Genomic DNA, 19,566 nt, shown 5'->3' with positions numbered 1-19,566 from the left:
TTTGGATTTATGCTGCCCGGTAGCTGGACCGCAGCCATAAAAAAAGGCAGCTGCATTGCAGTTGCCTTTTTTCTGTTGTGACCCGTGAAATCAGATTAAATCTGTTAACCCAGGTGACTGTAATTCAAAATTACAGAACAACGATGTTTTCAGCCTGTGGGCCTTTTTGACCCTGGCTTACAGTGAACTGTACGCGTTGGCCTTCTTGCAGAGTTTTGAAACCCGTGCTTGAAATTGCGCTGAAGTGAGCGAAAACGTCTGGACCTGAAGCCTGTTCGATGAAACCGAAACCTTTAGTCTCGTTGAACCATTTTACTGTGCCGGTAGTTGTATTAGACATGGTATATACCTGTATTTAATAAAATTAATGGTGCCTGGTTTCAGGCGATGGTGCTGTAAGAGATGTTTTAACTTATGAATACAGGACGTACTAAAACAACAGTAACATTCGTTGTGGTGCATAAATAATGAACAGACTAACAAAGCGAAGCCAGTGTATAGGTTTTCAGAGCAGTGTCAAAGCTTATTTCACTTAGTTATTAAAATAAGCTCTTTTATGTACGCAAGTGCTTGAAACCAGAGCGAGACAGGTGCAAGGTCAACACAACGGGTTTCAGGTACAGAGGGTATAACCTTCAACATCGCTGACAAACTGTTTTATCACGTCAGGTTTCGCAGGTTTTCGATAATAATGGAGCTGATCACTGATCGCCTGATCTTCGACATAATTCAGCATATTGGAGGTTAACAAGCCAATGAAACACTGCGGATCCCGCTGCCTGATCCAACGAGCCAGCTCTAAACCATTCCGCCCGGGCAGATGATAGTCCAGTGCGTAGGCGTCAAAATGTTGTTTTTCAATCAAGGCCATGGCCTGCTCTGCACTTTCTGTGATGGTGCAAACCCAGTCAGCACGGATACTTTGGATATACCCCCTGGTCAGGACCAAACAAACTTGGCTGTCGTCTACGATCAATAATTTCAAAGACATAACTCTGTCTCAACCTCTTCCTTGTGACGAAAACAGAAAAACTCTGTGTCATTTACTCTAGTCACAAGTTGTATAAATCTCCAGCAATGTTATGAGATACTGCAGACATCGAACACTGGATCAGCACCAGACAAAGCGTGCATTCGTCACATCTGTCGTCGTCTCGTCACTTTTCAATGTCACAGACAGATCGGCAATGAGAGCATGGTCAGTACCAGAGGTTACCCTCAACTATTGCACTGGCTGTACCGGCATCAGACCCAACAGCCGCATTTAGCACAGGAGACAAAAATGTTATCGACAAACCAACTCCAGCTCCCGCAGTGGGCCATAGAATCAAATCGTCAGCTTGGACTGGCGGCCACTTTGGTATTGCTTTGCTCTATCGCTTATTGTTATCTGCTGGCGAGGCTGGAAGGTGCAGATGCCAGCCTGACCTTGTCTATTCTTTGGGCCAGCTCTGACTGGGCACTCTGGCTACTCCTGATCCCCATCCTGGTTCAGCAAATCTCCAATCATCAGGGCTTAAGCTTAACGGACAAAACTCAGCTTGTTTTGGTGCTGCAGGCAACCGCCTGGATGCCGCTGGCAGCGGTGTTACTTCGCTGCAGCGTAGAACTGCTGATGACGCAAACCCCCTATGCGCAGGTCCTGTCTCTGGCTTACAAAAGAGCTCCGCTGTATCTGATCGTTTGGCTGCTGCTGTTAGCTTATGTTTTTTGGCACAAGCATGCCGCGGAGAAAACCAAAGCATCGTCGCTGCCTGACACAGAACCTGACCGCCCTGCTCAGGTCCGGACTTTTGTTGTCCAGTCCAGCCATGCAGAGCATGTGGTCAGACTGGATGAAGTTCAGTACTTTAAGGCTTGCGGTAATTATCTGGAGGTTAAAGTGCAGGATAATCTGTATCTGATGCGCGCTACGATGAAGGCTGTTGAGAAAGCAGTAGCAGGCTCAGTTCTGGTACGTTGCCATCGCTCCTTTTTTGTCAATCTGAACTATGTGCAAAGTATGGAGTATGCGCCGACCGGAAATCACGACATAGTGCTGCACAGTGGCGAGAAAATTCCGGTTAGTAAAAGTTTCAGAGAACAGTTTCGTGCCCAGTACTATCAATCCGGCGGTATGGCGCGCACTCATTAAGTCTGTCTTTTGCCACGAGTCAGCCATGGTGCTGACTCGTGGCAACTTGCTCATACCAGCTTTACCGCCTTGACAGCAGCCTTAGCATCCAACTTGTCCTGATAAATAGGTCTGATACTGATCCAATACTCTCCATTGCGCTGCTGCTCTACTTTATAAAACAAGCCTGAAGCTGAAACCATAAAAGCCTGATCCTTAAGCTGCAGCTTTTTTCTGCCTTCTTGCAGATAGTTATACTGTCCGGCAAGCTTTGGACTTACACGTAAATAGATGCCACTGTAATGGTTGGTTTTTGCATTGCCCTGCTGCAAAAAAGAGGAAACAGAGCTGTAACGCTCAGCCTCAGCCGATAACTCCAGAGCAAAGACCGCTTTGCTCCCCGTCAGCATCAGTATCACCAAAGCGGCGGCTAGCAGTGTGTAGAGTTTTTTCGCACATAACATAGTGTTGTCCTCGGATGGTACGGTTAAAGGTGCTGGGGTTTGTTCAAAAACCACACAGCCACTCTGAGCCGGACCTGCGGGGACCTCAAGACGAAAGTGATTGATCGACGACAGCAGTGACGAGAGAATCTGCCTGCGCCAGGCTATATAGAAAAAACCCCGGTCAATTGACCAAAGTCTGGCCTCAACCCGACTGAGGCTTGTAAACACTGCGACAGCACAGTGCTGAATTGTTCATCAAACATCAGTTGCTCTGCAGCAGGTAACAGGCTCCGCATATCCAGCAACCAATAAGCAAAAGCACGGACCTCCAACGCACAAAACAACTGCTGCTGTTGCCGCGGTAAAGCCTTTAACGCCGTTGCAGCACCGAAGTCTCCCAGATATAACTGGTGCTGTGCATTGACCAGCATATTGTGGGCATACAAGTCGCCATGAGCTATCTGCCGTTGATGCAAATGCGCCATGACCTTGGTGACCTGCTGTGCTAGTTGTTTTAGCTGCACTAAAGTGAAGCATTGGCCTTGAGTAAAGGTGTCTCTGGTGCAGCTAACAAAAGACGGCGGCTGCCCCAGTACGGTAAAGGACGAAGGCACCAATTCCATCACCAACCCCGGTAGCTCAGAGTCTTTTAACCTGGCTTTGACAGCAATCAGATTTGGATGAGCTCCGGCATTGAGGTAGTTATTCATCTCATCTTGTGGGCAGCCATCGCTGGTGACCCAGCCTTTAAATTGTTTTAACGCCACCAGCTCTGCATCCTGAGCAAAACGTGCCTGATAAATCACACCGGATGCACCTTCGCCCAGTTTTTGCAATAACTGATAATCCGATAAGCGATGAGCGGTAATGGCGTGAGCTTCTGGTACAGGGCAAGCGGGATTTGCCCCCAGCGCCAGCCAGGCTAATTTGGGTAACTCAAATAACCAATCCGGAAAAAACGCAAACTGATTCAACGACAAGCGCAATAATGCCAAATCACGGCATTGCTGCATCGAATCCGGTAACGCCGACAACCTATTCCCCGCCAGTGCCACTTTACGCAGTTTAGTGTAACGACCAAAATCTTTGGGTAATTCAGTCAGTTGGTTGTCTGTTAAAATCAGCCACTCCAACTGCTGCGGCAGCGAGGCTTCAGCAAACTGACTAAGCTGATTGCCTTTAAAACTCAGCATAATCAAAGCCGGGCAATGGCTTAATACCGCGGGGATATGGCGAAAGTGATTGGCGGTTAAAAAAAGCCGTTTTAGTTTTTTAAAGCGGTGTAAATCTGCAGGTAAATCCGACAACTGATTGCCGGACAGGTCCAGAATTTCCAGACTGTCGCTAAACCTGTATAACTCAGTAGGAAATTCAGTCAGACCATCCGAGAGAGCAATGTGGCTCAGTGGTGCACTCTGTTGCGCTAAAGTTTCGAGGCTGAACATAAGATCCCTGTCTGCAGAAAAAGTCGGATTGTACAGGGCAGAACTCAATTCGGCAAAAGGCTCTGGCTACACCTTGAGATCTGTCCAAACCAAACCAATATCAATCAGAGTCTTTATAAATTCAATACAACCGGAGCAGCGATGAGCAATAGCTATACCCCACCTAAAGTCTGGCGCTGGGACAGTCAAAACGGCGGTGCCTTTGCCAGTATTAACAGACCCGTATCAGGCGCGACCCATGATCATGATCTGCCGGTAGGCCAACACGATTTGCAACTGTATTCGATGGCGACGCCAAACGGAGTCAAAGTCACATTGTTATTAGAGGAGCTACTAGAGGCAGGTATCAAGCAGGCCGATTACGATGCCTGGTTGATCAGCATTCGTGATGGCGACCAATTTGGCAGTGGTTTTGTTGGAGTCAACCCGAACAGTAAAATTCCGGCTTTGTTTGATCGCAGCACCGGCATCCGGCTGTTTGAGTCAGGCTCGATTTTGTTGTATCTGGCTGAAAAGTTTGGCGCTTTTTTGCCAAAAGATTTAGCAAAACGTACTGAAGCGCTGAACTGGTTATTCTGGCAAATGGGCAGCGCACCTTTTGTTGGTGGTGGTTTTGGTCATTTTTACGCCTATGCACCGGAAAAATACGAATACCCTATTAACAGGTATGCAATGGAGACCAAACGTCAGCTCCACGTACTGGACAAACAACTGGCACAGCACGCCTTTGTTGCAGGTGATGACTACAGTATTGCCGATATGGCCATTTGGCCCTGGTATGGCGCTTTAGCTCTGGGCCGTTTGTACAATGCCGCCGAGTTTCTGGATGTGCAAAGTTACCACCACCTGCAGCGCTGGGCTACACAGATAGATCAGCGCCCTGCAGCACAACGCGCAGTGAAGGTGAATCGCAACTGGGGTGAGGCCCATGAGCAGTTACCGGAACGTCATAGCGCTGCAGATTTTGACAAGCTCCCTAAGGCATAACAGCCTCAGCGTTCAACAACACTGTTGGCAAAAGGCAGACTGAGCGCTGCCTCTTGCCGATACTGCTCCACCGCCTTCTGCTCGTGCAGGCAATAGCGTGCTATCGCTTCATTCAGCGCTTTATGCTGTGCTTTGTCGGTAAACTGATAAAAACCGTGCCTGAGCACGGGCGCAAAACCACGTTGTAACTTGTGTTCGCCCTGAGCACCGGCATCAAAAAATTGCAGTCCTTGTCTGATGCAATACTCTATGCCGCTGTAATAACAGCATTCAAAATGCAAAAAGTTAACATCGTCTGCACAGCCCCAATAACGGCCATACAAGCTAGTGTCTGACCGGAAACACAACGACGCCGCCAGCATGGTTTTATCAGCAAAAGCAGCAAAGACCACGATCTGATCAGCCATACTCTGCCCCCAACACAGAAAGCTATCCAGCGTTAAATAGCCCTGATGACGGGAGCGCTTTTGGTAGGTGTCACAATAAAATCGATAAAACTGCTGCCAGAAGGCTAAATCCAAATCGGCACCGCTTAAGGTTTTAAGCTCCAGCCCCTGCTCTGCAATCGCCGCTCTCTCCTTACGGATTTGTTTACGTTTACGAGCTGTTAGCAGCGCAAGAAAATCGTCAAAACACTGAAAGCCTTGATTGGACCATAAAAACTGCACATCAAAACGTTCAATAAAACCTGCGTCACGAAACGCCTGCTGATCAGCAGGATCGGCATACAGGCATTGCAGATGACTTAAAGGCAACTGCTGATTGAGCTGACTGACGCCCAGCTTTAGCCACTGCAACAGTTGTGCTTTATCGACACCAGCGGCCAGCCCCAAACGTGGTCCTTCAGCGGGTGTAAAAGGGATGGCGAGCAATAATTTGGGGTAATACTCCAGACCGTAGTTTTGATAAGCTTCGGCAAAAGACCAGTCGAACAGGTATTCGCCATAGGAATGCAATTTGAGATACGCAGGCACAGCCGCCAGCAGTTGCTCGTCTTGCCACACCACAAAATGCCGCACCAGCCAGCCGGTTTGCCGACCTGAACTTTGGCCAACACTGCCGCCTGACTCCAGCGCCTGTAAGAACTCATGACGGGTAAAAGGGTAGTCAGCAGGGAATAAGGCATTCCAGTCCGCTGCTTTGACTGCACTAATAGAATCAAGCCACTGCAGCCGTACCATCAGGACCTGACCAGAGCAATACGGCCAGTTTTGACCACTTGTTTGTAGATCCGCGGCTGCGGCGCCAGTACGTACAAATCACCATTGAGGCCGGTCAATTGAACTGGTACCTGACTTTGCCGCGCCACATCGGCATTGGCCGCTATATGCGCAGCTTCACCATGCACAGGCACTGCGATGTGAGGTTTGACCCAACGGTACAGTAATTCCAGCTCGCCGCGGCACGGATGGCCTGACACATGAATAGGTAATTCGGTGTCGTGGCTTTGTAAGGTGTGAATGTCACGTTGCTGAAATTGCTGCACCAGTTTTTCGATAAAGCCTTCATTGCCCGGAATAATAATGGAGCTGAAAATGACTAAATCACCACTTTCCAGTGATAACTCGCGCTGCATATCGGCAGCCAAACGGCTTAAGGTGGCTTTGGGTTCCCCCTGACTGCCGGTGGCCACCACCAAAACTTCGGCTTTGGGTAAATACCCCAAATCATTGGCGTCGATCAGATGAATATCTTCTGGCCAGTGCCCGGTGGCCCGCGCCGCACCGACCATATTTTGTAAAGAGCGGCCAAGTAGCGCCATATAACGGCCGGTTTTATGCGCTACCCGGCCCAGTGCAATTAAACGCCCGACATTACTGCTAAACCCTGTCACCACCACTCTGCCCTGCGCTTTACTGATCACCTGCAACAAAGCCTGATAACAGTCGCTCTCCGACACAGAAAAGCCCTCGCGCAATGCATTGGTCGAATCACACACCATAGCTGTGACATGTTCCTGAGCTAAACGCTGAAACACCCGTGGTTTAAAAGCCTTGCCTGTCATAGGTGTTGCATCTATTTTCCAGTCGGCGGTGTGAAACACCGAACCTGCGTCGGTGCGGATCATCAGGCAATGCGGTTCAGGAATGGAGTGGGTAATAGCGAGAAACTGTACTGCAAAAGGGCCAATATGTTTGGTGTCGCCGGTTTTCACTTCAATGATAGGAACTTTATCTAAAAGTCCAACTTCAGCGAGCTTACGGCGCAGAATTTCAGCCGTAAAAGCAGTGGCATAAACAGGGCATTTAAAACGAGGCCAAAGCGCAGGCAGAGCACCTATATGATCTTCATGGGCATGGGTGATGACAATTCCAGAGAGATTCTCTGGCTGGCGGGCAATAAAAGCCGGATCGGCAGCCACTACATCGGCTTTTTGCAAGCTGTCAGGCTGCAGTGGACTATTAAAAGTCACACCACAATCCACCATTAACCACCGACCTGCATGACCATATAAATTCAGATTCATGCCAATTTCGCCTGTGCCACCCAAAGGTAAAAACCACAAATCAGCGCGGCCCGGTATTAAATCCACAATCACAACTTCCTGTGCTTTTCAAACCACTGTTCACAATACGGCTAGTGTAAGCCGATTGGCTCAGTCAGCCTAGTAATAGATAGTGGCTTGCTTTGAATGACTGGACAACAGTGATTGACCAATGCGCACACCACCTATCAAAATGATAGGCATCAACCTGATAGGTGATCCATGAACAAAAGTGAACCTCAAGGAGTAGATGAGTTCCCTCTGACAGAAGGAACAGCCAGGCAAATCATCAATAATCTGGCTGAATATCACACGGATAGGATCCGCTGGAGTAAACATGTCAAGGAGCGAATACAGGAACGAGATGTAACCACTGGTCAAATATTGACGCTGTTGAAAAGCAAACATTCTGTATTCCGGGAAGGACCCTATCAGGAAACGAATGGCGACTGGAAATTTAATCTCAAAAGGATGGCGGCGGGAACAGTGATAGAACTGGCTGTTGCGCTGAAAAATCATCAGCACTCTTCAAGCTCTGTCCTTGTGACAGTTTGGATTAGTTAAGGAGATCTCTATGTATCATTACACTGAAAGTGGCTTGCCGAAAGTATATCTGGTGAATGGCTTTACCATAGAGACATTGGACAGTGAGGAATACACCAGCATTGACGACATGAACGGTCTGCACAAAACTATTGCTAACGCCATTATCGATAGTCCAAAACCGCCAACACATCAGGAATTTAGGTTCCTGCGCATTGAAATGAACGTATCGCAAAAAACGTTGGGAACTCGTTTTGGTGTCACGGAACAAACAATCGCCCGCTATGAGAAAGGCGAATCAAGTATTCCCAGAACCACAGATGCAGCTTTACGTTCACTGTATATGGAAAGCCAGCAAAAGAATAACCCAGTTAGCTACTTTCTGGATTTACTCGCAGATACTGAAGCCAAAGCAGCAGCGCAAAGTATTCAATTAAAACTGGAAGAAGTTGACGATCATTGGTCTGTTGCAGCTTAATAAAACAATCTTCTAAGCAAGCCGACATTATGTCGGCTTTTTTGTCAGCATTCTGACGGACGATTTATCAATTTAATCGGATCGTACTGCATACTAATTTATATGCAGCAGCGATATTATGACCCAGTGATTGGACGGTTTTATAGCAATGACCCAGTGAGCTTCTCTGCTTCGGATCCGATGCTGTTTAACCGGTACGCGTATGCCAATAATAATCCATATAAATTTGTGGATCCGGATGGAAGAGCTGTAGTTCACTGGGGGCTAACTGGCGGTGCAAGTGCTGGTCCTAGCGCTTCTGCAGCAACAGGACGGTTTGTAGAAATAACTTCGAGTGGAATAAGAGCCGGAACATACAGCAGTGGTGAATTAGGTGCATCTACTTCAATACCAAGTGCAGATGCTGGCATAGAGATTGGTGCAATGACGGGTAAATATGAATCCGCATTGCAGGGGCCATATATGTTAGCAGGAGCAGAAGGTGTTGCTACTATTGGAGGTTCGATTGCCGGTGTAACTACCCTTTCCGATTCTCCTGATGTTGGATTACAAGTGTCGCTTATGCTCGGCACTCCCCAGTTAGGTGGGTTTCAGCATACCGGCTTTGGAACTGCGACAGAGACATTCTCTCTTACGGTTGACGATGTAGGCAAAGCGATGGAAAAAATATCAAGCAAACTTGGCGAGATGAAAGAGAGCTTTAATAAAACGTTGGAGGAATTGAAATGAAATTCAATCCATCGGCATTAAAATCTGCATTATTCATTAGTCTTATTGCCATTATATTTTTATCGTGGGTTTTTGACTCAAAAAAAACTTCAGATTCATTCAATAACCTTTTGACAATACCATTAAAGAAGGTCGACCTTTATATACGAGATAGTAATACAGGCGAAGTTAAATTAGTTGGCTCATCGTCCGATGCTGATTTTTTAAATGCTTTGTCTGTGTGCTTAAAAAGCTCTAAAGAGGTATTTTCGTTCAGGGATGATTTCATAAAAGAACGATATATAGCCAAATTTTTTAATGATACGTCCGTCCACGAAATACAGATCATGCTTTATGAGAATGGTAATTCTGCTCTAGGTGGGTATTATAAGGTAACAGATATTTACAGTGGCCAAAGTGAGAACGTTGGACACTTCGGCCGACAATCAAATTGTCTTATGAAACAGATAAGCAAAATATAGTGTTATAGAGCGAAGGATACCCATAACCCGGTGTCCTTTTTTATCCCCAAACTGCGCAAAACCACCAGCAGCACGATCAGCCATTTCCAGTAGAACCGATCAGGGTTCGCCAGCAAGGCGGGCAGTTTGGTGCAGCGCCTACACTTTCAATGCACGGGTCCAGCGCCCTGCTCAATTTGCTGTTGTAGTGATTTAGCAAAACCCAGCAAAAACAGCAGTTCTGCCATCACAAACAAGGGGCCTATCAACAAGCCGACCAGATCGTCGACAAAAGCCGGTTTTTTGCCTTCAAAATAATGCCCGATAAATTGCAACACCCACCCCACCACAAAAACAGCGACAGACCAGCCCAACCAGGCCGCGCTGCTGTCTAGTGTCACTAGTTGCAGGGCCAGTGCATAACAACTGGCGCTAAAACCCAGCATCACCAGTCCCATGCTCAGACTCAGGTAAAAATAAAATAGCAGCGAACCGGCCAGCAGCAGATGGGTGGCGGTGATGCCAGCGCTGATTTCAAAGGACAATAAGCTAAATAACGCAATCACAATCAGCGGAATACCAACAAAGTGAGTGTATATGTTGCGTTGATCTCTGTGGTAATGAGCGTACTGAATTAAATGGTCTGCTAAGGTTTTCATCAGGTCCTCCGGCGTAAAAAAAATACTCTAAAGCAGAAAGACGAAGCAGCTCTGTCGGCTAACCGACAATCTACCCAGTTTAATTGAACGTCATTTCTGCTGCTTGTTTTAATAACTTCAAATCCAGCACCTCAATTTGCGCATAACTGGTACGGATCACCCCGCTTGCGGCCAGTTGCTGTAGTAGTTGATTTATGGTTTGACGTGACAACGACAGTAACTGACCCAGTTGTTCCTGCTGCACCGGGATCACGTAACGCTCATTCTGCTGATGCAAACGGCACAACATCACTAAACGCCGGGCCAGCCGCACTGAAGCGGGCAACAAACTCATATCTTCCAGTGCCTGAAACACCAGCCGCATTTTTTCTGTCAGCAACTGACCAAAGCGCTGCCACCACAGCGGGTCTTGTTGCGCTAATAGCTGCAAGGCCGAGTGATTCAAATGCAGCAACTGACAAGCCACACTGGCGGTGGCGTCGTGAGTACGGGCTTTCTGGTCAAACAGTGCAATTTCACCTATCCAGTCGCCCGCCTCCACTATGGTCAGCAAAGCCTCCCGGCCTGAACTATGGACACCTGCAATCAGCAAAGCACCGGACAACAGCACATAGATACCATCAAATTCGTCGCCGCGGCTGAATAAACGTTGCCCTGCGGCAAGTTGTATTGTTTTAGTCTGAGCTAACAACTGCCGCTGCTGCGGCTCTGTCAGGGCCGCAAACCAGGGGCTGCGTTGACCAAGCTGCTCGGCAAAAGAGTCGGACATAAATCACCTTGAAGTTAACTCCATCAGATTGCGCACAAGGTAGGGGATCCGGATAAAATCAGCAAGCCCAGCCTCCTCAGGATAGCAGCCAACACAGTGGTGCTTGGATAGTAGTCTTACTCTTCATTAAAAGCACTGTAACATTGCGCCAGATAATCGATAAAGGTTCTGACAGAGGGCAGTACTCCTCTTCGACCTGGAAAAACTAAATGAATAATTTCACGTTTGGGACGCCAGTCTGATAACAGATTGACTAATTGCCCGCTGCGCAGATAGGGTTGCACCATCAGTATGGGTAACTGCACAGCCCCCACTCCTGCCAGGGCTGCAGATAACAGAGTCACCATTTCTGTAGTGATCAGTTTAGGTTGATGCTCAAGCTGCAGTTGCTCGCCGTCCAGGGATTCCAAATGCCAAATAGCAGGTTCTCTGAAGCGACTCCGACTCAAGGTCGGCCAATGCACCAGTTCTTGCGGACTGGTTGGCATCCCCATCCGGTCTACCAACGCAGGGCTAGCCACCAGGCATTGCCCCCTGTCAGACAGAATACGTAGCGCCAGGTCAGAATCCTGTAATGGGGCAGGTCTGACCCGAATAGCCAGATCCAATCCCTCAGCAACCACATCAACCACACGATTTGTCGCTTCCAGTTGGATATTAATCTTCGGGTATTTCATCATAAAATCAGCAATCATCTTACTGATATGAAAATGCAGTAAACCTGTAGGACAGCTAAATTTAATCATACCACGCGGTTCAGCACGCAAAGTCTCTACGGCCTCCTGAGCCGCATCCGCCTCAACCAACATAGCTTTGCAGTGCTCATAGTAAGTTTGGCCGACTTCAGTTAACACAAAATGCCGGGTACTCCTGTGTATTAGGCGAACTCCCAAACGCTGTTCCAGTTTCGCAGTTCTGCGACTGAGCTTTGATTTAGGAATACACAAACTCCGCTCAGCCGCGGCGAACCCTCCGGCTTCAACAATTTTTACAAAGTAAAATAACTCATTCAGATCAATCATCACGCCCCCATTGTTCTACTAATAGAACAATAAAACTCATTTTTGCCAACTACCAGCAATTTAACGCTCTGATTAATATTAATCAGCCATCAGATGCCAGAGCCGAAACTTACCAGGCTTTGCATCTGTACTTTAATCCTTGTTTTGTGCCACCAGGTATAAAGCAAGACATTGCAGGTCAGCCTGCATTCTTTGAGGAGCGTTGCTATGACAAAACCTTATGTTCGTTTGGACAAAAATAATGCAGTTGTATTGCTGGTCGATCATCAGGCCGGTTTACTGTCTCTGGTTCGCGATATAGAGCCAGATAAATTCAAAAATAACGTATTGGCACTGGCAGACCTGGCCAAGTACTTTAATTTGCCAACTATTTTAACGACCAGTTTTGAACAAGGTCCGAATGGTCCATTAGTACCTGAACTCAAGGAGCTGTTTCCTACCGCGCCTTACATTGCCCGTCCGGGTCAAATCAATGCATGGGATAACCAGGACTTTGTAAACGCGGTCAAAGCGACAGGGAAGAAACAGTTGATTATTGCCGGTGTAGTGACCGAAGTCTGTGTGGCTTTTCCTGCTTTATCTGCTCTGGCTGAGGGTTATGAGGTCTTTATTGTCACTGATGCCTCGGGCACTTTTAATGAGATGACCAGAAGTGCCGCATGGCAGCGCATGATTGCCGCAGGTGCACAGATGATGACCTGGTTTGGCGCAGCTTGCGAGTTACATCGCGACTGGCGTAATGATGTCGAGGGTTTGGGCAGATTATTTTCTAACCATATCCCGGATTATCGCAATCTGATCACCAGTTACAGCACTTTCCAGAAATAATCTGTACTGAAGCGGCAAGCCTTACTAAAAGTGTCAGCAGCGCTAAGAGCGGGCTGCTGATACTGTCGAGTTGCTCAAGCGCAGAGTGTCCGCTCAGTCCTGCTCCCACATCTCATCATCTTCGGCCCATAGCTTTAATAGCTGAGCCTGTCGCGCTAACTGTGCAGCGCTCTGGGCCAAATCCCCATGAACTAGCGGGCTGCCGGTCCAGGCAGTGCCTTTCAAAGCAGCAGCCGCCAAAGCCGCCCATTTGTGAGCAAAAGCAGCTAAGGCTTCCCGGGGTTCAGCGCAATCTTCGGCGCTTAAAAAATCAAAAGGGACAGGCTGCGGCTGCACTCCTGTGGTATCACCGGCTAAGACCCAGTGCCCGACAAAACCCGGATCGGCCGGGTCTTCCACTGCCCACAAGCCGACATAAGGTGCGGTATACCATTCAGGCCAGTCGCAAATCACACCATGCGGAATATTTTGTGCTTTTACATAGGCTTCCACAGCGGCAAACTGCGCATCACACCAAGCCCAGTCTTCTGCTTCATCTAAATCCATCACATACTGCCCTTAGTGGCTGAAAATCACTATTTTCGCCAAGTTAAAGCAAGGCAGCAAGCCTTGAATTCAAGTACACTCAGTGCCTTGTTTCGTCAGGATGTCTTTGATGACAGTGTTAGATACTTTTATTGCCCCGCCCTGTCATCAGCCGATTGTAGAATTGTATCGGGATGAATATATCCTGCTGATCAACAAACCCAGTGGCTTACTGAGCTTGTCCGGCAAAAACCCGCTGAATCGGGATTCAGTGCACTATAGGTTAGCTCAGATCGATCCGCAGATTAGTTTGATCCATCGTTTAGACTTCGGCACATCCGGCATTATGCTACTGGCTTTGGATAAAGCGACGAACGCTCTGTTAACTAAGCAGTTTCAAGCGCGCACTGTGGTTAAACGCTACCAAAGTCTGGTGGCTGGTCATCTTGACGTCGAAAGCGGCATCATTGAAGCGCCGATCAGCAAAGACAAAGCCCTATTTCCACGCTTAAAAGTCTGTGCTGCACAAGGTCAAAAAGCGCTAAGCCATTTTCAGGTGCTGGAGCGTCTGCACTGCCCAGACCGGACCCGGCTGTTATTGACACCAGAGACGGGCCGCACTCATCAGCTACGGATCCACTGTCAATATCTCGGCCACCCTATGCTGGGCTGTGATTTATATGGCAACGATAAAACACAACTGATGGCGTCCCGACTGTTATTGCATGCAGCAGAGCTGGAGTTTGATCACCCGATCACGGCACAGCGTATGACGATGAGCAGCCCCTGTCCCTTTTAATCCCACTCAGACTGCCAGCGCCAGAGCTCGCGGCTGGGCTTTATCAGCCGTTCGCCAAAAAACCCGAAGCAAGCAAATTAAATGCCTCCAGTGTTTTTGGCAGCATAGCCTGAGGATTTTCGCTGGACGCCAGCCAAAGCGCGGCGTTTAAAGCGGCACCGTTTAGTAACATAGCTGCAGCTTCAGGATCCACAGCTTGTACTATGCCATCTGCCATCAGTTGCTCCAAGGTCGCTCTGGTCGACTGCAGACATCGGTTCTGGCTCGGCCATTGAGATGGATCGCCAAGCACCGCAGGGCCGTCCAGCAATACGATTCGTCGTACTTCAGGATCCAAAGCTTTTTCTATATACGCTGCACCTTCAGCTAACAGAGCTTGCCAGGCGTCCACAGCTTTAGCGCCAACAGACTTGGCATACTCCGCCATTTCAGAATCAATCTGCTCGACAACAGCCGCAAGCAACCCTCTTTTATCACCAAAATTATGGTACAGCGCGCCCCGGGTTAAACCTGCTTCCGCTGTTAACTGATCCATAGACGCGGCTGCATAACCCTGCTGCGCAAATGCCTTGCGGGCCGCTGCAATCAGCTTCTCGCGGTTTTCAGCCATTTTTGTTAATCGGATGCTCATTCGATACTCCTTTCACATACGCCATGTATGCCACTTGACATACGGAGCGTATGCGAGATATTCTACATACGCCTCGTATGTTAAACCAATTCAACATACAGGACCATTCAAACCTTTACCAAAGAGAGCACGACCATGACCAAAAGAGAAGCTATTTTTCCCGCCAGCAGACATGCACTGTATGAAGAGCATGGTTATTCAGCCGCCATCCGCTCAGGCGATTTGTTGTTTGTATCTGGTCAGGTCGGAAGTCGCGCAGACGGCAGTCCGGAACCTGAGTTTGAAGCTCAGGTTGAGTTAGCCTTTGACAATCTCAAAGCGACTCTCGCTGCTGCTGGCTGTGGCTTTGATGACATAGTCGACGTCACTACTTTTCACAGCGACCCAGAACAGCAATTTGGCGCCATTATGAAAGTGAAACAACAGATCTTTGGTACTCCACCTTATCCAAACTGGACTGCAGTCGGTGTGAACTGGTTAGCTGGCTTTGATTTTGAGATTAAAGTGATAGCCCGTATCCCTGGGTAATCAGGCCAGGATACGCAGGCAGCCAACATCTAGTAGGCCGCCTGCAACTTGCATTCTACACCCGCCCGTAAATCCACAGCTGTTGACGCACGGATTTGTTTTTCGCTATCCAGCACGTTGCTGTCATTGGGAGCAAGCTGCAACGCCGCTTCAATCAATGTTGTAGCCCGTTCCTTACAGCCTTGTTCACTCAGCAGCACCGCGTAATTATTCAGATAAGCTATCTCCTGCCGGGCATAAGGCAGACCTTGTTCAAACCACTCTGCGGCCACTAAAGGCTGACGTTGAAAATAATAATTACCCAGCAAAAAATATGGCAACCAATAGTCAGGCCACTGGCTGGTCGCAGTTTTAAGCGCTGCGATACCACTCTCAAACTGTTGAGTCTGAAGTAAATCCTGACTGGCTTTGGTGTAAATAAAAGGATCTAACTGCGCGCTGCTTTTGTCAGGCGGTAACATGGCTAATAACCAGTAATTGCCCCGCGCCCAGGTGCGTTCAAAAGTGGCAAAGTTCAGCCGATAGGCCTGCGTCACTCCGGTGTGTAAAATCACTTCGTTGCTTTGCAGGTCGTAGCCAATCACCACGGCATAATGCCACTGTGGTAACCAGGCCACTGCATTATTTTGCAGCACTATAATGGGAATATTCTCAGCCACCAGACTTAACAACTGGCTCATACTGCCACGCTGCTCATAGGCGACTAAACCCAATTGCCGTGTTGCTGCTGCCATTTCAATTTGCAAAGTCCCCTGTAAACCCGGGATAAAAGTAGCAGGCGCTATGCTCGCAGGCTGTTTTTTCAGGCCATAAAAACCAGCCACCTCAGCTAAGGTCGTTGGGCCACAAAAATACTCTTGCTGCGGATAAAATGGCACCTGCGGGATCAGATGCTGACGGGCTATAGCAGGAGGCTTGGCCAGTAACTGCTTGGTTTGCGGCGGTGTTTGGCAGCCTGCCAGCATAATCAACAAGCCCGCCACAAGGCAGGCTTGTCGTAGTAAAACTATCAAACTCAACGGTTAATTGGATTGATAAAAGGGTAAACGTCGGTAACGCCCAATAAATCCAGCAGCGCAATAATGGCTAATACCGTCACGATAGCGCCGACCACACCACCAGCAGGCATGTCGTTCATCTGCGTATTCAGCGCATTCAGCTCTTCGGCCGTCATATTGGCGATACGTTGTTTGGCATCGGCAGGGCTGACACCCAGCTCAATCAGTTTATTCTGCACTTCGGCACTGTCGACAAAGGACAAAACCTGTTGTTTGTTAAAGTTAAACTGCTGCTTAGCAATCACCTGCTCTGAACTGAACACTGCGGCACTGGCCTGGCCCATACCAAGCACTAACATTGGGCAGAGCATGCTGGCTTTTAAAAATTTATTCATTGTTATTTATCCTTAAGTTTGTTGTTTTTCTGGCAAAAACCGTTTTTAGATAAAATTCAAAGCATTGACCAGTTGAAGAGTAAAGCATCTGTAGCATATGCGCAATAAAGCTGTTGCTACCTGTGAAGCAGAAGATAAGTCAGATAACTGGCTCGAAAGGGAAGAGCCGACAAAAGAGTAAAAAGACAAAACATCCATCATACGCTTTACCCTCAGCGCCTCAGATCACCTGATGTTTTGTCGTGACTTTGCGATCCAAGCACTGGTCCAGAGCAGAAGAACCAAAGCCTGAAACTGCCTCAGTCTGCCCATATGCAAGTGCAGACTCAAGCAACTAACTAAGAGTATCATCGCAATATCTGGCAACGTCAGGATTAATAAAAATAGAGACTGGCACGAGCTTGCGACAGATGAAGGTTGTAGCCTGCCACTACAGTTCTGTTACCTAAACTGTGGATCGCCAGACTGTAGTGCTCACCAGAGTTTTGTAGCAAGTCCAGTTGTTGATCGGCTAGTTTGAACACAAAAGGCAGACTGGTTAGCTGTGTAGTGTTGTCACCTTGTTGCCACTCACCGCTCAGTAATAGATCATTGCCATAGCGGGTCCCGTTAGTCACCCAGTCTAACCCAGCCGTGCCATATTGCTCTAGATTCATCACATCTCCTGATTGTGCAGAGAGGTGAGCAATAAATATGTCAGCACTACCAAATTGCTGATTGCCCAATTTCATGTAAGTTGAACCTGCCACCACTAATTGCTGGTTATCTAAGTACAGAGCCGCGACCTGGTCCAGCCCATTGCTGGACAAATGCGAACGCCACAAAAGTTGACCCGTACTGTTGATTTGCTCGATCAGAATCCCCTGCTGAGTCCCTGAGTATTGATGTCTGCTTAACCAAAATATGTCTGGATTTTTTGGATCCTGTACTGCATGTAAGTAACGGTCTGGTTCAGCACTTCGATTTAAACGCAGCTCAGAGAGGCTAAATTGATGTTGTTGTTCTGTGACCAGTATTTGCAGACCATCCTCCCATTCAGCCACGTAATTAGTTGGTACATAAACATCTGTATAACCGAACAACATCCATTGTTGATTCGCCAATGGCAACACTGCAGTGATACGGTCTGGGCGCTCTGAACCAAACTGGCCCAGAGATTTTAGTTGTCCATCTGATGCTAATCGCCCCAGAATCACATCGGCCTTGCCCGCATTCACGGCTCCATTGACAGCACCACTCGTACTACCAGCAAAAATCAAATCTGTACCTTGCTGCTGCAAAACATCGATACTGTCAGTACCCGTGGTATCTAACAAGTAACTCCAATCCGTTTGAACTTGTCCCTGACTGTTCAGACTTAGCTGGGAAACAAATCCTGCACTGTTACCCTCAGCAGTTGCCCTACTACTGGATCCGTAATAACCAGAAACCCACAGAGTACAGCGATCTTTCAGGATGACCTGAGTGAAACTGCTGTGCCCGGAGGAGACGGGCAAAGGATTCAGGTGCGCCGGCCAACTACCACAACTTTGCTGTGGTGGCTGGTCAATGGCTGAACCATCAGCCCCCCCACACCCACCAAGCAGTATGACACTCAGCAGAGGTGCAACAACGTAGGAAAGGTAAGTCGTTCTCATAAGCTTAAACATAACCCATATTGGATTCAGACTGCGCTGCTCAGCGCCGAGGTAGATAGGGCTGTCATTATGGTAGAAATAACGTCATTGATGGGTTAAGAGTTGTATGCAAAGCAACAGGATATTGTTAAAAGTTATTAGTAACACTCCCGCCTTTGTCTTTTTACTGAATTCCAGATCCTCCGGGGATACTGATGCTCCGTGATAGAGCAGAACGTGCAGCTCTGCGCAAACAAAAACATTACCCTGGCACTCAGGTTTAGGTGTTACGGCTGGCTAACGTATGATTTAAGTAGTTGCTGTCAATGCATAACAATGTGGTGCCTGGGGTCGGACTCGAACCGACACGGAGTTTCCCCCGGCGGATTTTGAATCCGCTGCGTCTACCGATTTCGCCACCCAGGCATTGAGGGGTCGTACAGAAGTAAACGCTTGCATTATACAAAGCGAATAGCGCGGCGCAAGCAAAAGTTTCAGTTGCTTGCGTGGTTGCGCATTTTTGCAGCAGTTTCGAAAAAACAAAGCGGCGTGATACACTTAGCGCCAATTACATAATCAATAAAAGTCAGGACACACTGATGTATCACGAATCTCCAAAGGCGGGTTTGTTCCGCCGTTTAGCGGCCATTGTTTATGACGTGCTGATTTTGGCGGCGCTCTGGATGCTGGCTATGGGTCTGGCGCTGTTGCTGGTGACTATTCTGGATAAGCTGGGGTTGGTTTCACTGGCGGCTTATCAGGATCAGGCCGATTTTATTCAGAAACATGCGATTTGGTTTCAGCTCTATTCGCTGTTGGTGTTTTTGTGGTTTTACCTCTACTTTTGGGTGAAAGCTGGTCAAACCCTCGGGATGCGCGCCTGGCGTATTTTGTTGATCCAACCCGATGGCTCTCCCATCACGCTAAAACAAGCGCTGCTACGTTTAGTGGTGTCTTTGTTGGGCCTGGGGAACTTTTGGTTGTGGATCCGCTGGGGCAAAGGCTTAGCGCTGCAGGATCAAATCAGCAACACCATAGTAGTGAAGCTGACCAAAGATGAAAGCAAAGAGCTGAATTTACATCGTAAAGCGGGTTAATAATGGATGGGGTCAGGCTGAAAGCCAGACCCC

The 19,566-nt window shown here is 48.1% G+C and carries 23 protein-coding genes and 1 tRNA gene; 9 read left to right on the top strand and 15 right to left on the bottom strand.

All coding sequences use genetic code 11. The annotated features are described in order from the left end of the window. Window positions 1–130: 130 nt before the first annotated feature. Both SD53_RS09165 and SD53_RS09160 read right to left on the bottom strand, forming a co-directional pair. The gene (locus SD53_RS09165; RefSeq protein ID WP_046519935.1) at window positions 131–340 is read right to left on the bottom strand and encodes a cold-shock protein; all 210 of its coding nucleotides are present in this window, start codon (window positions 338–340) and stop codon (window positions 131–133) included. Between the two features lie 273 nt (window positions 341–613). Then, on the bottom strand, window positions 614–991 hold the full coding sequence (locus SD53_RS09160; protein ID WP_046519934.1) for a response regulator: 378 nt from the start codon (window positions 989–991) through the stop codon (window positions 614–616). A gap of 291 nt (window positions 992–1,282) precedes the next feature. Here SD53_RS09160 and SD53_RS09155 point away from each other — a divergent pair, with 291 nt between their 5' ends. Beyond that, entirely contained in the window at window positions 1,283–2,134 is an 852-nt protein-coding gene (locus SD53_RS09155; protein ID WP_046519933.1) for a LytTR family DNA-binding domain-containing protein, read from the top strand. Window positions 2,135–2,184: 50 nt separating this feature from the next. On the opposite strand, the gene SD53_RS09150 is transcribed toward SD53_RS09155, so the two are convergent. Together SD53_RS09150 and SD53_RS09145 are read right to left on the bottom strand one after the other, a co-directional pair. Beyond that, window positions 2,185–2,631, bottom strand: a complete 447-nt coding sequence (locus SD53_RS09150) for a hypothetical protein (RefSeq protein WP_125060856.1) — start codon at window positions 2,629–2,631, stop codon at window positions 2,185–2,187. An 89-nt stretch (window positions 2,632–2,720) separates the two neighbouring features. Next, complete coding sequence (locus tag SD53_RS09145) at window positions 2,721–4,004, bottom strand: leucine-rich repeat-containing protein kinase family protein (protein ID WP_046519931.1); 1,284 nt, start codon at window positions 4,002–4,004, stop codon at window positions 2,721–2,723. 141 nt (window positions 4,005–4,145) lie between these two features. Between SD53_RS09145 and yghU the strand changes: the two genes are divergently transcribed. Continuing rightward, window positions 4,146–4,991 carry a glutathione-dependent disulfide-bond oxidoreductase gene (gene yghU / locus SD53_RS09140; protein ID WP_046519930.1) on the top strand — a complete coding sequence of 282 codons (846 nt, stop codon included), beginning with the start codon at window positions 4,146–4,148 and terminating at the stop codon, window positions 4,989–4,991. A gap of 5 nt (window positions 4,992–4,996) precedes the next feature. Here yghU and SD53_RS09135 read toward each other — a convergent pair whose 3' ends face one another. Next, a complete protein-coding gene (locus SD53_RS09135) occupies window positions 4,997–6,172 on the bottom strand; it encodes a GNAT family N-acetyltransferase (RefSeq protein ID WP_046519929.1) in 1,176 nt (391 codons plus the stop codon). After that, window positions 6,172–7,524 carry a ribonuclease J gene (locus tag SD53_RS09130; RefSeq protein ID WP_173425693.1) on the bottom strand — a complete coding sequence of 451 codons (1,353 nt, stop codon included), beginning with the start codon at window positions 7,522–7,524 and terminating at the stop codon, window positions 6,172–6,174. Before SD53_RS09130 ends, SD53_RS09135 begins: the two co-directional genes overlap by 1 nt. 174 nt (window positions 7,525–7,698) lie before the next feature. Between SD53_RS09130 and SD53_RS09125 the strand changes: the two genes are divergently transcribed. The 3 genes from SD53_RS09125 (at window position 7,699) to SD53_RS18820 (ending at window position 9,226) form a co-directional block, all read left to right on the top strand. Further along, window positions 7,699–8,040, top strand: coding sequence for a DUF4258 domain-containing protein (locus tag SD53_RS09125; protein ID WP_046519928.1), 342 nt, complete (start codon window positions 7,699–7,701; stop codon window positions 8,038–8,040). Window positions 8,041–8,050: 10 nt separating this feature from the next. After that, window positions 8,051–8,497, top strand: coding sequence for a helix-turn-helix domain-containing protein (locus tag SD53_RS09120; protein WP_046519927.1), 447 nt, complete (start codon window positions 8,051–8,053; stop codon window positions 8,495–8,497). A gap of 102 nt (window positions 8,498–8,599) precedes the next feature. Then, a complete protein-coding gene (locus SD53_RS18820) occupies window positions 8,600–9,226 on the top strand; it encodes an RHS repeat-associated core domain-containing protein (RefSeq protein WP_052749323.1) in 627 nt (208 codons plus the stop codon). Between the two features lie 607 nt (window positions 9,227–9,833). Here the strand turns inward: SD53_RS18820 and SD53_RS09105 are convergent. From SD53_RS09105 to SD53_RS09095, 3 genes are all read right to left on the bottom strand, one after another. Then, entirely contained in the window at window positions 9,834–10,325 is a 492-nt protein-coding gene (locus SD53_RS09105) for an Mpo1 family 2-hydroxy fatty acid dioxygenase (protein WP_046519925.1), read from the bottom strand. A 79-nt stretch (window positions 10,326–10,404) separates the two neighbouring features. Next, entirely contained in the window at window positions 10,405–11,094 is a 690-nt protein-coding gene (locus tag SD53_RS09100) for a Crp/Fnr family transcriptional regulator (RefSeq protein ID WP_046519924.1), read from the bottom strand. Between the two features lie 116 nt (window positions 11,095–11,210). Then, complete coding sequence (locus SD53_RS09095; protein WP_046519923.1) at window positions 11,211–12,116, bottom strand: LysR family transcriptional regulator; 906 nt, start codon at window positions 12,114–12,116, stop codon at window positions 11,211–11,213. A 207-nt stretch (window positions 12,117–12,323) separates the two neighbouring features. Here SD53_RS09095 and ycaC point away from each other — a divergent pair, with 207 nt between their 5' ends. Further along, complete coding sequence (ycaC, locus tag SD53_RS09090) at window positions 12,324–12,944, top strand: isochorismate family cysteine hydrolase YcaC (RefSeq protein WP_046519922.1); 621 nt, start codon at window positions 12,324–12,326, stop codon at window positions 12,942–12,944. A gap of 93 nt (window positions 12,945–13,037) precedes the next feature. On the opposite strand, the gene SD53_RS09085 is transcribed toward ycaC, so the two are convergent. Beyond that, a complete protein-coding gene (locus SD53_RS09085) occupies window positions 13,038–13,490 on the bottom strand; it encodes a DUF4826 family protein (protein ID WP_046519921.1) in 453 nt (150 codons plus the stop codon). A gap of 109 nt (window positions 13,491–13,599) precedes the next feature. Here SD53_RS09085 and SD53_RS09080 point away from each other — a divergent pair, with 109 nt between their 5' ends. Further along, window positions 13,600–14,268 carry an RluA family pseudouridine synthase gene (locus SD53_RS09080; protein WP_046519920.1) on the top strand — a complete coding sequence of 223 codons (669 nt, stop codon included), beginning with the start codon at window positions 13,600–13,602 and terminating at the stop codon, window positions 14,266–14,268. A gap of 43 nt (window positions 14,269–14,311) precedes the next feature. Here the strand turns inward: SD53_RS09080 and SD53_RS09075 are convergent, their stop codons facing one another. Next, window positions 14,312–14,899 (bottom strand): TetR/AcrR family transcriptional regulator, encoded by a 588-nt coding sequence (locus SD53_RS09075; protein ID WP_046519919.1) that lies wholly within the window; start codon window positions 14,897–14,899, stop codon window positions 14,312–14,314. 135 nt (window positions 14,900–15,034) lie between these two features. On the opposite strand from SD53_RS09075, the gene SD53_RS09070 reads away from it, so the two are divergent. Then, on the top strand, window positions 15,035–15,427 hold the full coding sequence (locus SD53_RS09070; RefSeq protein WP_046519918.1) for a RidA family protein: 393 nt from the start codon (window positions 15,035–15,037) through the stop codon (window positions 15,425–15,427). A gap of 29 nt (window positions 15,428–15,456) precedes the next feature. Here the strand turns inward: SD53_RS09070 and SD53_RS09065 are convergent, their stop codons facing one another. From SD53_RS09065 to SD53_RS09050, 4 genes are all read right to left on the bottom strand, one after another. Then, window positions 15,457–16,410, bottom strand: a complete 954-nt coding sequence (locus SD53_RS09065; RefSeq protein WP_241481781.1) for a PA2778 family cysteine peptidase — start codon at window positions 16,408–16,410, stop codon at window positions 15,457–15,459. Between the two features lie 32 nt (window positions 16,411–16,442). Next, complete coding sequence (locus SD53_RS09060) at window positions 16,443–16,820, bottom strand: PA2779 family protein (protein WP_046519917.1); 378 nt, start codon at window positions 16,818–16,820, stop codon at window positions 16,443–16,445. Between the two features lie 374 nt (window positions 16,821–17,194). After that, window positions 17,195–18,136 carry a hypothetical protein gene (locus tag SD53_RS09055; protein WP_046519916.1) on the bottom strand — a complete coding sequence of 314 codons (942 nt, stop codon included), beginning with the start codon at window positions 18,134–18,136 and terminating at the stop codon, window positions 17,195–17,197. 639 nt (window positions 18,137–18,775) lie between these two features. Next, window positions 18,776–18,862: transfer RNA gene (locus SD53_RS09050), tRNA-Leu, on the bottom strand. Between the two features lie 173 nt (window positions 18,863–19,035). On the opposite strand from SD53_RS09050, the gene SD53_RS09045 reads away from it, so the two are divergent. Continuing rightward, window positions 19,036–19,533, top strand: coding sequence for an RDD family protein (locus SD53_RS09045; protein ID WP_046519915.1), 498 nt, complete (start codon window positions 19,036–19,038; stop codon window positions 19,531–19,533). Window positions 19,534–19,566 lie beyond the last annotated feature (33 nt).

The sequence above is a fragment of the Rheinheimera mesophila genome, assembly GCF_000986865.1.
GTDB classification, from domain to species: domain Bacteria; phylum Pseudomonadota; class Gammaproteobacteria; order Enterobacterales; family Alteromonadaceae; genus Pararheinheimera; species Pararheinheimera mesophila.
The sequence above is the reverse complement of the archived record's forward strand: the minus strand, read 5'-3'. Positions and strand labels throughout refer to the sequence as shown.